The organism is Amycolatopsis sp. 2-15 (genome assembly GCF_030285625.1).
GTDB classification, from domain to species: Bacteria; Actinomycetota; Actinomycetes; order Mycobacteriales; family Pseudonocardiaceae; genus Amycolatopsis; species Amycolatopsis carbonis.
Window position 1 is genome coordinate 3203386 of the sequence record NZ_CP127294.1, and the last position, 12305, is coordinate 3215690.

The following is a 12305-nucleotide window of genomic DNA, read 5'->3' on the forward strand; positions in this document are numbered from 1 at the left end:
TCACGTCCCGAGCTCGGCCAGAGCGGACACGAAACCGCCGGTCCGCTCGCCGAGCCCGCCGAAGAACCGCGCGTCGGCGCCTTCGACGTCGTGCAACGCTTTCGCGACGAGCGCCGAGCCGGCTCCGGTGAGCTGCACCCGCTTCGCGCGCGCGTCGGCCGGGTCGTCGGCGCGCGTCAGCAGACCGCGGTCCGCGAGCTTGCGGACGACCTGGCTGGTCATCATCGTGTCCGTGCCGGCCTGCTCGGCAAGCCGGCGCTGCGTGGGCGGCTCGCCGGAGCGTGTGAGCCACCACGTAGTCGTGAGCAGTACGAACTGGACGTGCGTGAGGTCGTGCGGTGCCAGCGCGGCACGCATCACGCGCTGCCAGGCCAGTGTGGCGCGCCACAGCAGGAAGCCGGGGCTCGCGTCGGGACCGGGCAGGCGGGACTCCGGAGCGGTCATGCCCGCAAGGATGCCTCGGCCAGCCGCGCCAGCGCGCGCACGGCGTCCGGGGTGTCCTCGGTGACGGCCGGGCCCAGCTCCGGCGGTCCGTCCACCGTCACGCGGTAGACGATGCGCGTGCCGTCTTCCGCGGCTTCCAGCCAGTGCTCGAAGACGAGCGTTGCGTCGGGCAGTCGCGTCTCGTCGGTGAACCCGCGGCCGTCGTCGACGACGGTGAGCGTGAACGGGATCGGCGGCAGGTCCGGCATCGTCATGGTGCCGGTGGTGCCCGCCTCGAACGGGCCGTCCAGCACGACTTCCCGCAGGCCCGCGTCCCATTCGGGCCAGCGCGACGTGTCTGTCCACAGTGGCCAGACGGCCGACGCGGGCGCGGTGGTGGTCTCCATGTGCTCGTACTCGTACAGTGCCATGCGGGCATACTATATGCGCGCATATTAAAAGGGCAACCGCTGAGCCCCGGCCACGGGTCGGCCGGAACTCAGCGGTGAGCCGAGCGCAGCTTCTCGTAGTACGCCGTGCAATCCGCGTACGACGGCAGCAGCCCCTGCGCCGCGGCCTCGGCCAGCGTCGGGGCGGAACGGTCCTTTTCGGACACGATCGGCGTCAGCTCGGCGGGCCACGGCAGGTCAAGTGCGGGGTCGAGCGGGCTGATGCCGTGCTCACCCGAGGGGTTGTAGGGCTCCGAGCACAGGTACGCCATCGCCGTGTTGTCCTCGAGTGCCACGAACGCGTGTCCCAGGCCTTCGGCCACGTACACGGCGCGGAAGTCCTTCACGTCGAGCAGGACGGAGTCCCACTGGCCGAAGGTGGGGGAGCCCGTGCGCACGTCGACGATCACGTCGAGCAGGGAGCCGGCGGGGCAGTAGACGTATTTCGCCTGGCCCGGCGGCACGTCGGCGAAGTGCACGCCGCGGATGGTGCCGCGGCGGGAGACGCTGTGGTTGGTCTGGCCCACGCGCATCGGGTGCCCGGTGGCGCTCAGGAGCGCCTCTTCCTGGAACGGCGCCACGAAGAGCCCGCGCTCGTCGGGGAACGCGCGGGGGGTGAACTCGTAGGCGTCGGCGACCTTCAGCGGGCGGAATTGCATGCCGTCACCTTATCGAGTGCCGCGCGGCGCGAAATGCGGGTGGCCGTGATCACTGAATCGGTTCGGAACCATTCAACAAAACCGGACGGACGTCTTGGGAATAGGGTTTTTCGGGGGGTTTCCTCGGGAAGTCCACGGAATCTGTGACATGAGCCGCACCGAGGGTTCGCCGCCGGAGGAGCTGCTGTCATGATTGGGAGACCGCAGCGTCCGCGGCCATCAGCCACACCCCACGGATCGGATGGCCGCTGTGACGCCTCGCCGACAGGCCGGCGCTACCGCGCTGGGCTGCCGTCCGGAGGACAAGTTCCATCGGCGCCGGGTGCGCCTTCGCCCGCCGCCAGTGGTCCCCCGCTCGCAGTCCCAGGAGTAATTCAGTGACGCAGATCCACCCCGCGAGTTCCGCGATCGCCGAGGGGCGAACGCCGGAAACGACGACAGGAACCCCGATGACCGACCAGGCCAGCACGGCCGCCACCGCCGCACCGGTGACGGACGCCGAGATCTTCGCCGGGCACGAGGGCGGCAAGCTCTCCGTGGCGGCCACCCGGCCCATCTCCGACCCGCGCGACCTCTCGATCGCCTACACGCCGGGCGTGGCGAAGGTGAGCCGCGCGATCGCCGAGGACGCCGCCCAGGCGAAGCGGTACACCTGGGCCGACCGTCTCGTGGTGGTCGTCAGCGACGGCACGGCGGTGCTCGGCCTCGGTGACATCGGCGCGAGCGCGTCGCTGCCCGTCATGGAGGGCAAGTCGGTGCTGTTCAAGACGTTCGGCGGCCTCGACTCGATCCCGCTGGTGCTCGACACCACCGACGTCGACGAGATCGTGGAGACGCTGGTGCGCCTGCGCCCGTCGTTCGGCGCGGTGAACCTCGAGGACGTCTCGGCGCCGCGGTGCTTCGAGCTGGAGGACAAGCTCAAGGCCGCGCTCGACTGCCCGGTCATGCACGACGACCAGCACGGCACCGCGATCGTCACGCTCGCGGCGCTGCGCGGGGCGAACCTGGTGCTGGACCGCGCGATCGCCGACCAGCGCGTGGTGATCTCGGGTGCGGGCGCGGCGGGGGTGGCCTGCGCGAAGATCCTGCAGGAAGCCGGTGTCGGCGACGTCACGGTGCTCGACTCGCGCGGCATCATTCACTCGGGACGCGAGGGCCTGAACCCGATCAAGCAGCAGCTGGCCGCGACGACCAACAAGTCCGGTCTCACCGGCGGTCTCGAGGCCGCGATGAAGGGCGCCGACGTGTTCCTCGGCCTGTCCAGCGCGACGATCGACCCCGAGCTGCTCGGCTCCATGGCCGACGGCCCGATCGTGTTCGCACTGTCCAATCCGGACCCGGAGGTCCACCCGGTCGACGCGGCGCGCTACGCGGCGATCGTCGCCACGGGCCGCAGTGACTTCCCGAACCAGATCAACAACGTGCTGGCGTTCCCCGGCGTCTTCCGCGGCGCGCTCGACGCCGGTGCGCGCGCGATCACCGAGAACATGAAGCTGGCCGCGGCCGACGCCATCGTCGCCGTGGCGACCGACGACCTCGGCCCCGACCGCATCGTGCCGAGCCCGCTCGACCCGCGCGTGGCCCCGGAGGTCGCGGCGGCCGTCGCCAAGGCCGCGGTGGCCGACGGTGTGACCGACTGATCTTTCACACCTGAAAAATGGGGCTCCCCGTCGCGGGGAGCCCCATTTTTGGACATGCCGGGCCATTTTCTGCGGGCCACGCTGAGGGGATGAAGATCGAACTCGGCCGGTACGGCATCTTCCAGATCGGCGCCCTGACCACTCCCGCCATGGCCAAGGAGATCGAAGCCCTCGGCTTCACCACGTTGTGGGTGGCGGCCATGCCTGTCGACCTGGCGGGCATCGACGAGCTGCTCGAGGCGACGTCGACGCTTGTCGTGGCCACGGACATCCTCAACATCTGGTACGGCGACCCGGCCGTCGCCGCGAAGGCGTACCGCCGGATCACCACCCGGTTCCCGGGCCGGTTCTGGCTCGGCCTCGGCGTGGGGCACCGGGAGCAGACGCAGCAGTTCGCCAAGCCGCTGGCGGCGATCAGGGAGTACCTCGACGGCCTGGACGCCGCGGGCGTGCCGGTGGAAGGCCGTGGGCTCGCGGCGCTGGGTCCGAAGATGCTGGAGCTTGCGGCTTCGCGCACGGGCGGTGCCGTGCCGTACCTCGTGACGCCCGAGCACACGCGGCTCGCCCGTGCGGCGCTCGGCCCCTCGCTCCAGCCGGCGCCCGAACAGAAGGTGCTGCTGGACCCGAACCCGGCGCGGGCGCGAGAGACGGCCCGGTCGCGGTTCGCGTCGGCGTACCTCAAGCTGACCAACTACACCAACAGCCTGCGCCGCCTCGGCTTCACCGACGAGGACCTCTCCGGGGCCGGCAGCGACCGGCTGATCGACGCCCTCGTGGCGCACGGCGACGCGGCCACCGTCTCCGCCCGTGTCGGTGAACACCTGGCGGCGGGCGCGAACCACGTGGCGATCCAGGCGATCACCGGCGCGACCGCGGAGCACCCCGACTTCCCCCGGGATCGAACTGCCGCGCTACGACGACGAGATCCTCGCCGTCTACCGGGCCCTCGCGGACGAGCTGTTCTGATCATTCTGGACTTGCCGGTCCATTTCCCCGTCGCCACCCTGGGGGTATGACGATCGACCTCGGCGCCTACGGCGTCTGGCAACCGGCCGCGCTGACCACCCCGGCGATGGCGAAGGAGGTCGAGCAGCTCGGCTTCTCCACGTTGTGGGTCGCCGGCCCATCAACTGACCTCGCCGGCCTCGACGAACTTCTCGAAGCCACCTCGACGCTCGCGGTCGGCACGAGCATCCTCAACATCTGGCACGGCGACCCGGCGGTCGCCGCGCAGGCGTACCACCGGCTGACCGAGCGGTTCCCCGGCCGGTTCTGGCTCGGGATCGGCGCGGGGCACCCGGAGCAGACGCAGGAGTTCGCCAAACCGCTCGCGGCGATGAAGCGCTACCTCGACGGGCTCGACGCGGGCGGCGTGCCGGTCGAGGGCCGCGCGATCGCCGCGCTGGGGCCGAAGATGCTGGAGCTCACGGCTTCGCGCGCGGGCGGGTCGGTGCCCTACCTCGTGCCGCCGTCGCACACGCGGCTCTCCCGGGCGGCCCTCGGGCCATCCGCGCTGCTGGTGCCCGAGCACAAAGTCGTGCTCGATCCGGACCCGGTGCGCGCCCGTGACACGGCGCGGCCGCGGATCAAGCACCCGTACCTGGGACTCACCAACTACACGAACAACCTGCGCCGCCTGGGCTTCACCGACGAGGACCTGGCCGGCGACGGCAGCGACCGCCTCATCGACGCCGTCGTCGCCCACGGAGACGCGGCCGCGATCACCCGGCAGCTCGGCCAGCACGCCGAGGCGGGCGCGAACCACGTCGCCATCCAGGTGATCACCACCCGCCACGCCACCCACCCGGCTATTCCGGACGTCGAGCTGCAGGTCTACGACGACGAGGTCTTCGGTGTCTACAAGGCACTGGCGGCGGAGCTGCTCTGAGGCACTGCGATTCCGGCCTTCAGCGCAGCAGTTCCACCAGCCGGTGCCGCGGCACGTCCACGAGCCGGAGGTCCACCAGGTCGTCCGGCACGTCGAGCGCGACGTTCGCCAGCCGCGCGTGGGCGCGGGTCAGGACCTCCGACTGGTCGTCGACCATGTCCGCGGTGACCACGGCGTGGCGGTTGTCCGGCGTGCTGCGCAGGAACCGCAGGCGGTACTTGCCGGTCACGAGGTCGGTGAGTGCCGCCTGCGAGGCCGCGTCGGCGAGGTCCGGGTGGTTGTTGGGCACGAGCAGGGCCAGGCGCCGGGCGTTGGTGCCGAGCAGGGTGCGCAGCAGCCACGGGCCGGGGTCGGCGGTGAGGTCCATGGCGACGGCGTCACCCTCGGGCCCGGACACCGACCAGTCGACGGGCCGGGTTTCCAGGGCCAGGCCGCCTTCGGAAGCGATGTCGCGCAACGCGGACAGCAGCGTCGGTTTCGTGCCGTTGGCCTCGACGGACTGCGGCCCGTGGGTGTAGATCGCCGACTTTCCCTTGCCCCGGCCCGTTTTGCGGGCTTTTGCGGTGGGCTGGCAGACGTAGAGGTCGGCGGCCGCGCCGATGGCCTGGGCGCCGTCGTAGCGGTTGAAGTCGGGCAGGATCGCCTCGAACGTGAGCCCGAGTGTCGCCAGGGAACGCTGCACCTGGGCGCCGAGTGCGGGGTGGCGGGGGCTGTAGCCGTAGGCCAGCAGGATGCGGCCCTCGGTCGGCTCACGCAGCGCCTGCACGGCGCGCGCGGCGAACAGCCCCATGCCGTCCGGGGTGTAAGGCGGATCACTGAACACGAGGTCCGCGCGGCCCGTGACGGCGGGCGGCAGGCCGACGCGCAGGTCGGCGTGGGCGGTGGCGACGGCGCGCGAACTGGTGGAGTCCAGGTAGGACAGAACGCGCTCGTCGAGGTCCACCACGGTCAGCTCGGCCTCGGGGCACACGGCGTGCACGGCCAGCGACGTCAGGTCGTGGTCGCCGAGGAACAGCAGGCGGGAGCGGCGCAGGTCGTAGCGGGCGTTGAGCCACAAAGCCCGCCGCAGCACCGTCTCGGGCGTCGCCTGCACGTGGTCGAGCGCGGCGAGCGGCGCGGGCACGCCGGCGACCCAGCCGGAAACCGAGGCGAGCAGCTCGGAGTGCGCGGCCACGGCGTCGTCGAGCGGATCGGGCAGCCGGGGCAGGCGGTACTTCTCGTATTCGGGCAGCGCATCGCGTGCGATCCGGACACCCGCGGCGGAACGCTCCAGATCACGCTCCAGCGCGGCCAGCACGTCCTCGACACTGCGCCGGGGCGCCGCGGCCAGGCGCACCAGGTCGGCCAGCTCGCGGGGACCCGTGCGGAGCAGGTCGATCACCTCGTACAGCGGGCGTACGCCGGCGCCGTGCGCGGTCAGGAGGTCCTCGAGTGCGGTCACGGAGGTCCAGAGTACTGCGCTGCTCGTTACCAATCCGACCACAGTCACGGCGGGAATGGTCGCCGGACACGGTCAGGTCCGGTTGGGTACCCGCCTACTTCTGGTCGGATTGGTAACCGGCCACAGTGCGGGAAGGGCTGCCAAGGCCCGCCGAGTGGGCTACGGTCGATCTGCATCTGACGTGGGGAGAAGTCCGTGACGATCGAGTTCCGCGATGTGACCAAACGCTATCCGGACGGCACGGTGGCGGTGAACGGTCTCTCGCTCACCGTCGACGACGGCACGATCACCGTGCTCGTCGGCCCTTCGGGCTGCGGAAAGACCACGTCGCTGCGCATGATCAACCGGATGGTGGAGCCCACGTCGGGTGCGGTGCTGCTCGACGGCAAGGACGTGAGCGAGGGCGACCCGGCGCTGCTGCGGCGCGGCATCGGCTACGTGATCCAGCACGCCGGCCTCTTTCCACACAGGACGGTGCTCGACAACATCGCGACCGTGCCGCTGCTGTCCGGCTGGGACAAGCGCAAGGCCCGTGCCCGCGCGGCGGAGCTGCTGGAGACCGTCGGCCTCCCGAAGGAGCTCGGCAAGCGGTACCCGGCGCAGCTTTCGGGCGGCCAGCAGCAGCGTGTGGGCGTGGCCCGGGCGCTCGCGGCCGACTCGCCGGTGCTGCTGATGGACGAGCCGTTCTCGGCCGTCGACCCGATCGTGCGCGAGGAGCTGCAGGACGAGCTGCTGCGGCTGCAGTCGCAGCTGGGCAAGACCATCGTGTTCGTCACGCACGACATCGACGAGGCCGTGCGGCTCGGCGACAAGATCGCGGTGCTGCGGGTGGGCGGCGTGCTCGCCCAGTACGGCACGCCGTCCGAGGTGCTGCGTCACCCCGTGGACGACTTCGTGGCGTCGTTCGTCGGCCGTGACCGCGGCTACCGTGGACTGTCCTTCGTGTCCGCCAACGGCGTCGAGGTGTCCCCTGTGGACGTCGTCGAGCTCGGCACGAGGCTGGCGGAGCCGACGAAGAGCTGGCAGCTCGTGGTGAACTCCGAGAAGCAGCCCCGCGGCTGGCTGCCGCCGAACTCCACTGTGGACGGCGAGCTCGCCGAGGACGACCTCGTGGCCGGCGGTTCCCTCTACGTGCAGGGCACGCCGATCCGCGGCGCGCTCGACGCCGCCCTGTCCTCCCCCGCCAGCCTCGGCGTGGTGGTGGACGACGGACACCGCGTGGTGGGCACGGTCGTGGCCCACCAGGTCCTGGACGTGATCGAGGCCACTCCGCAGGCGTCCTGATGGGTGGGTTCTTCGACGAGCTCGGGCGCTACCTGGGCAGCGCGAACAACCGCGGCGAGATCCTCGGCAACCTGGGCGAGCACATCTACCTCGCGCTGGTGCCGCTGGTGATCGGGATCGTGCTCGCCATCGTACTGGGCTGGCTCGGGCACCGCTGGCAGCCGGTGCGCAGCGTGCTGCTGGTGGTCGCGAACCTGCTGTACACGATCCCGTCGCTGGCGCTGTTCGTGGTGATCCCGGGCCTGATCGGGTCGAAGATCCTCGACAGCGTCAACGTGATCGTCGCGCTCACGATCTACACCACGGCGCTGCTCGTGCGCCCGGTGCTCGACGCGCTCGACGCCGTGCCGCCGCACATCATCGCCGCCGCCACAGCCATCGGCTACCGCGCGCCGCGGCGCTTCCTCGGTGTGGAGCTGCCGCTGTCGGTGCCGGTGCTCGCCGCGGGCGTGCGGGTGGCGTCGGTGAGCAACATCAGCCTCGTGAGCGTCGGCGCGCTGATCGGCACCGGCGGGCTGGGCGTGCTGTTCACCGACGGCTTCCAGCGCGAGTACTTCTCGCCGATCGTCGTCGGCATCGTGCTCACCCTGCTGCTGGCACTGGTCGTCGACGTGGTCCTCGTGCTGCTGCGCAACGTCCTGACCCCGTGGGAGCGCGCCGGCCGCGCGCCCGTGCTCGCCCAGGTGTCGGCGTGAACGTCTTCGACTGGTTCACCACGGCCGCCAACTGGCAGGGCCCGGACGGCATCGCCACGCGCTTGGGCGAACACCTCGGCTACGTGCTGCTGGCTTTGGTCATCGCGGTGGTGATCGCGTTCCCGCTGGGCCTGTGGGTCGGGCACACCGGCCGCGGCGCCGTGGTGCTGGTGGGCGCGGGCAACGCGATCCGCGCGCTGCCGACGCTGGGGCTCGTCACGTTCCTGTTCCTGCTCTTCACCGAGAGCACCACGGCCACGATCATCGGGCTCGTCGTGCTGGCGATCCCGCCGATCCTGGCCGGCACGTATGCGGGCCTGCAAGCGGCCGAGCACGACGTGGTCGACGCCGCCGAGGGCATCGGCATGACGGGCTGACAGCAGCTGTGGAAGGTCGAGCTGCCGATCGCGTTGCCGTTGGTGCTGGGCGGGATCCGCAACGCCGTGCTGCAGCTGATCGCGACGGCGGCGGTCGCCGCGTACGTCGGGCTCGGCGGCCTCGGCCGGTTCCTGCTCGACGGGCTGGCCATCCTGGACTACACCGAGGTCGTCGCGGGCGCCATTCTCACGGCGCTGCTGGCGATCGTGTTCGACCTGGTGCTCGCCGCGGCGCAGCGCGCACTCGTGCCGAAGGGCGTCCGGCTCGCCGCGCAGGCGACCACCGGCTCGGCCGCGGCGGCGGGAGGTGTGGCGTGAGGCGCTGGGGATTGGTCTTGGTGTCGTTGGCCCTGGTTGTTTCGGGCTGCGGCAACCCGCTCGCCGGCGGCGGCGAGGGCGGCACGACGGGCGACATCATCATCGGCGCGTCCGACGTCGGCGAAAGCCTCCTGCTGGCCCAGATCTACGCCGGCGCGCTGCGCAACGCGGGCGCTGCCAACGTCACGGTGCGCCCGCCGGTCGGCAGCCGCGAGGTTGTGGTGAAGGCGCTGCAGGACAAGTCCCTGTCGGTGGTGCCCGACTACAGCGGCAACCTCCTGCGCTACTTCGACAAGGACACGCAGGCGACCACTTCGGACGACGTCTACGCGCAGCTCAAGCAAAAGCTGCCCGCCGGGTTCGAGGTCCTCGACCAGGCGCCGGCGCAGGACAAGGACTTGCTCGTGGTGCGTCCCGAACTGGCGGCCGCGGGCGTGCGGACGTTCTCGGACCTGGGCCGCCGCTGCGGCGAGCTGGTGATGGGCGGTCCAGGCCAGTGGAGCAGCCGCTGGAAGGACCGCATCAAGCAGCTGTACGGCTGCTCCTTCAAGGAGATCCGCACCACCGACACCGGCGGCCCCGTCACCGTGGCCGCGCTGAAGTCCGGCGAGGTCCAGGTGGCCGACCTGTTCAGCACGTCGTCGACGATCAAGTCCAACGGCTTCGTGCCCTTGGCCGACGACAAGAACATGTTCCCGGCGCAGAACATCGTGCCGCTCGTCGCCCGCGGAACCCTGTCGCCGGCCGAGGTCACCGCCCTGAACCGCGTCTCGGCCGCCCTGACGACCGACCAGCTGACCGAGCTGAACGTCCAGTTCACCGACGAGAAGCGCAACCCCCTCGACATCGCCGACGACTTCCTGGCGCGCAACCACCTGAAGGCCTGAGCCGTCAGCGGAACTCGTGCACGACCTCGATCTCACCGATGAGGTGCCGGTTGAACTCCGCCGGCTCTTCGGCGGGCACCCACAGCTCGAGGATCGTTTCGCCGCCCGCCTGCTGCACCGGGTAGCGCTTCAGGAACTCCGTCTCCACCTCGAACCGCGTGACGAACCCGGCGCCGTCGTGGCGCACGTTCCAGTCGCGCGCGATGCGGATGGCGTAGTCCTCGTTGAGCACCGGGTAGAAGATCGGCTGCTCCGGCAACCGCGGCGGCCACGCACGCCACTCGAGCTCCCGTACGAGGTCCAGCTCCACCGGCCCGGTGGGTCGCCAGAGGATGGTCATCGGCTTTCCTTCACAGTCGATCGAACGCCGGCGCGTACCTGAAGGCGCCCCGGTTTTCCGGCTTGTGGGCGGTGAGGGCGCGGGCCTGGAAGTGCCTCTTCCACTCGGCGACCGGCGGCGTGATCCCCAGCCGCTCGGCCAGGACGAACCCGAACCGGTGGTAGTACCCCGGATCACCCAGCAGGACCACCAGCGCGAACCCGAGCGCGTCGGCGGCCCCGAGCGTCGTGTGTACCAGCGCCGACCCCGCGCCGCTGCGCTGGAATTCCGGCAACACCCCGAGCGGCCCGAGCCCCACGGCGCGGCTGGGGTCTTCGCTCAGCTTGCCGGGGCTCGAACACACGTGGCCGATCACCTGGCCACCCCGCTCGGCGACCAGCGACAGTTCGGGGATGAGGTCACCGTCGGCCCGCAGCTCGTCGACGAGCACGGCCTCGGGCACCTTGGTGAGCCCGGGCTGCGCGAACGCGGCCGTGTGCACGGCGCGGATCGGGGCCTCGTCGGCGCGAACGGCTCGGCGGATCAGCATGGGTGGATTCTTGCTGGCTGCGCCCGCGTGGGTAAAACCGTTTTCCGATCACGCGAATGGCCTGGACAGCGCAACGCGGTGAAAACCTCCGGGACGGCTCTTCTTCCGGCGACCAAGGCCGCGCACCTAGCCTCAGGCCAACTGGTGTCCGCGCTGGTCGAGGAGGGACGAACTGTGCGCAAATCTCGGGGAACAGTGACCAGAAGCCTGACGATCCTGGCGAGTGCCGCCTCGATCGCGACCGTCACGGTGTTCGGCAGCGGCGTGGCGTCCGCTCAGGAGGGCGCGATCGTCGGCGCGGGTGCTGCCGGTGCGGTGAAGGACAGCTACCTCGTGGTGCTCAAGGACGGCACCTCGGTGGAGGCGACGGCGAAGAACGTCACCGGCCGCCACGGCGGCTCGGTCGAGCGCACGTTCTCGAAGGCGCTGCGGGGCTTCACCGGTACGATGTCCGAGACACAGGCCAAGCGCACCGCCGCCGACCCCGCTGTGTCCTTTGTGGAGCAGAACCGCGTGGTCCACGCCTTGGCCGACCAGTCGGACCCGCCGTCGTGGGGCCTCGACCGGGTGGACCAGCGTGAACTGCCGCTGGACGAGGTTTACCGCTACAGCACGACGGCGGCCGACGTGCACGCGTACGTGATCGACACCGGGATCAACCTCACCCACTCCGAGTTCGACGGCCGCGCGGTCTCCGGCTACGACTTCGTGGACAACGATTCCGACGCCACCGACTGCTACGGCCACGGCACCCACGTCGCCGGCACGATCGGCGGCACGACCTACGGCGTGGCGAAGGAAGTCAGCCTGACCGCGGTCCGCGTGCTCGACTGCACCGGCAGCGGCACGACCGACCAGGTCGTCGCCGGCATCGACTGGGTCACCGAGAACGCCGAGTTGCCGGCGGTGGCGAACATGAGCCTCGGCGGCCCTGTGTCCACTGTGGTGGACGAGGCCGTGGAGCGGTCGATCGCCGCGGGTGTCACGTATGGCATCGCGGGCGGCAACTCCTACGGCGGCAGTGCGTGTGACGCCTCGCCCGCCCGCGTACCCGAGGCGATCACCGTCGGCGCCACCACGGACACCGACGCCAGGTCCGTCTTCTCCAACACCGGCTCGTGCCTTGACCTCTTCGCGCCGGGTACCGACATCACGTCCGCCTGGATCGGCAGCGACACCGCGACCAACACCATCAGCGGCACGTCGATGGCGGCTCCGCACGTGGTCGGCACCGCCGCGCTGTACCTGGCGGACCACCCGTCGGCCACGCCCGAGGAGGTCCGCGACGCGCTGGTGGACGCGGGGACGAAGGACGAGATCACCGACGCGGGCACGGGGTCGCCGAACGTCCTGGTGTACTCCGGTACCGACGACA

12 protein-coding genes and 2 pseudogenes are annotated in these 12305 nt (G+C 70.8%); 8 read left to right on the forward strand and 6 right to left on the reverse strand.

The window, feature by feature from the left end; translation table 11 throughout:
- The 3 genes from QRX50_RS15675 to QRX50_RS15685 all read right to left on the reverse strand — a co-directional run bounded on the left by QRX50_RS15675 (position 1) and on the right by QRX50_RS15685 (position 1531).
- Complete coding sequence (locus QRX50_RS15675; RefSeq protein ID WP_285972668.1) at positions 1 to 444, reverse strand: MarR family winged helix-turn-helix transcriptional regulator; 444 nt, start codon at positions 442 to 444, stop codon at positions 1 to 3.
- Positions 441 to 854: an SRPBCC family protein gene (locus QRX50_RS15680; RefSeq protein ID WP_285972669.1), complete on the reverse strand. Its 414-nt coding sequence runs from the start codon at positions 852 to 854 to the stop codon at positions 441 to 443. Before QRX50_RS15680 ends, QRX50_RS15675 begins: the two co-directional genes overlap by 4 nt.
- A 68-nt stretch (positions 855 to 922) precedes the next feature.
- Complete coding sequence (locus QRX50_RS15685; RefSeq protein WP_285972670.1) at positions 923 to 1531, reverse strand: dTDP-4-dehydrorhamnose 3,5-epimerase family protein; 609 nt, start codon at positions 1529 to 1531, stop codon at positions 923 to 925.
- Positions 1532 to 1980: 449 nt separating this feature from the next.
- Here QRX50_RS15685 and QRX50_RS15690 point away from each other — a divergent pair, with 449 nt between their 5' ends.
- From QRX50_RS15690 to QRX50_RS15700, 3 genes are all read left to right on the forward strand, one after another.
- Complete coding sequence (locus tag QRX50_RS15690; RefSeq protein WP_285972671.1) at positions 1981 to 3171, forward strand: NAD(P)-dependent malic enzyme; 1191 nt, start codon at positions 1981 to 1983, stop codon at positions 3169 to 3171.
- 89 nt (positions 3172 to 3260) lie between these two features.
- Positions 3261 to 4187 (forward strand): TIGR03620 family F420-dependent LLM class oxidoreductase, encoded by a 927-nt coding sequence (locus tag QRX50_RS15695; protein ID WP_285972672.1) that lies wholly within the window; start codon positions 3261 to 3263, stop codon positions 4185 to 4187.
- Positions 4184 to 5059: a TIGR03620 family F420-dependent LLM class oxidoreductase gene (locus tag QRX50_RS15700; protein WP_285972673.1), complete on the forward strand. Its 876-nt coding sequence runs from the start codon at positions 4184 to 4186 to the stop codon at positions 5057 to 5059. The genes QRX50_RS15695 and QRX50_RS15700 overlap by 4 nt, the downstream gene beginning before the upstream one ends.
- Positions 5060 to 5078: 19 nt before the next feature.
- Here QRX50_RS15700 and QRX50_RS15705 read toward each other — a convergent pair whose 3' ends face one another.
- Positions 5079 to 6500, reverse strand: coding sequence for a bis-aminopropyl spermidine synthase family protein (locus QRX50_RS15705; protein ID WP_285972674.1), 1422 nt, complete (start codon positions 6498 to 6500; stop codon positions 5079 to 5081).
- Positions 6501 to 6695: 195 nt separating this feature from the next.
- Here QRX50_RS15705 and QRX50_RS15710 point away from each other — a divergent pair, with 195 nt between their 5' ends.
- The 4 genes and pseudogenes from QRX50_RS15710 to QRX50_RS15725 all read left to right on the forward strand — a co-directional run bounded on the left by QRX50_RS15710 (position 6696) and on the right by QRX50_RS15725 (position 10061).
- A complete protein-coding gene (locus tag QRX50_RS15710; RefSeq protein WP_285972675.1) occupies positions 6696 to 7784 on the forward strand; it encodes an ABC transporter ATP-binding protein in 1089 nt (362 codons plus the stop codon).
- A complete protein-coding gene (locus QRX50_RS15715; protein ID WP_285972676.1) occupies positions 7784 to 8479 on the forward strand; it encodes an ABC transporter permease in 696 nt (231 codons plus the stop codon). The genes QRX50_RS15710 and QRX50_RS15715 overlap by 1 nt, the downstream gene beginning before the upstream one ends.
- A pseudogene (locus tag QRX50_RS15720) lies at positions 8476 to 9174 on the forward strand (ABC transporter permease). The gene QRX50_RS15715 and the pseudogene QRX50_RS15720 overlap by 4 nt, the downstream one beginning before the upstream one ends.
- Before the next feature lie 17 nt (positions 9175 to 9191).
- Entirely contained in the window at positions 9192 to 10061 is an 870-nt protein-coding gene (locus tag QRX50_RS15725; protein WP_434533275.1) for an ABC transporter substrate-binding protein, read from the forward strand.
- Between the two features lie 4 nt (positions 10062 to 10065).
- On the opposite strand, the gene QRX50_RS15730 is transcribed toward QRX50_RS15725, so the two are convergent.
- Together QRX50_RS15730 and QRX50_RS15735 are read right to left on the reverse strand one after the other, a co-directional pair.
- A complete protein-coding gene (locus QRX50_RS15730) occupies positions 10066 to 10401 on the reverse strand; it encodes a hypothetical protein (RefSeq protein WP_285972678.1) in 336 nt (111 codons plus the stop codon).
- A 10-nt stretch (positions 10402 to 10411) separates the two neighbouring features.
- The gene (locus QRX50_RS15735) at positions 10412 to 10930 is read right to left on the reverse strand and encodes a GNAT family N-acetyltransferase (RefSeq protein WP_285972679.1); all 519 of its coding nucleotides are present in this window, start codon (positions 10928 to 10930) and stop codon (positions 10412 to 10414) included.
- 174 nt (positions 10931 to 11104) lie between these two features.
- On the opposite strand from QRX50_RS15735, the pseudogene QRX50_RS15740 reads away from it, so the two are divergent.
- Positions 11105 to 12301: pseudogene (locus tag QRX50_RS15740) on the forward strand (S8 family peptidase); the annotation flags it as partial.
- Between the last annotated feature and the right edge of the window lie 4 nt (positions 12302 to 12305).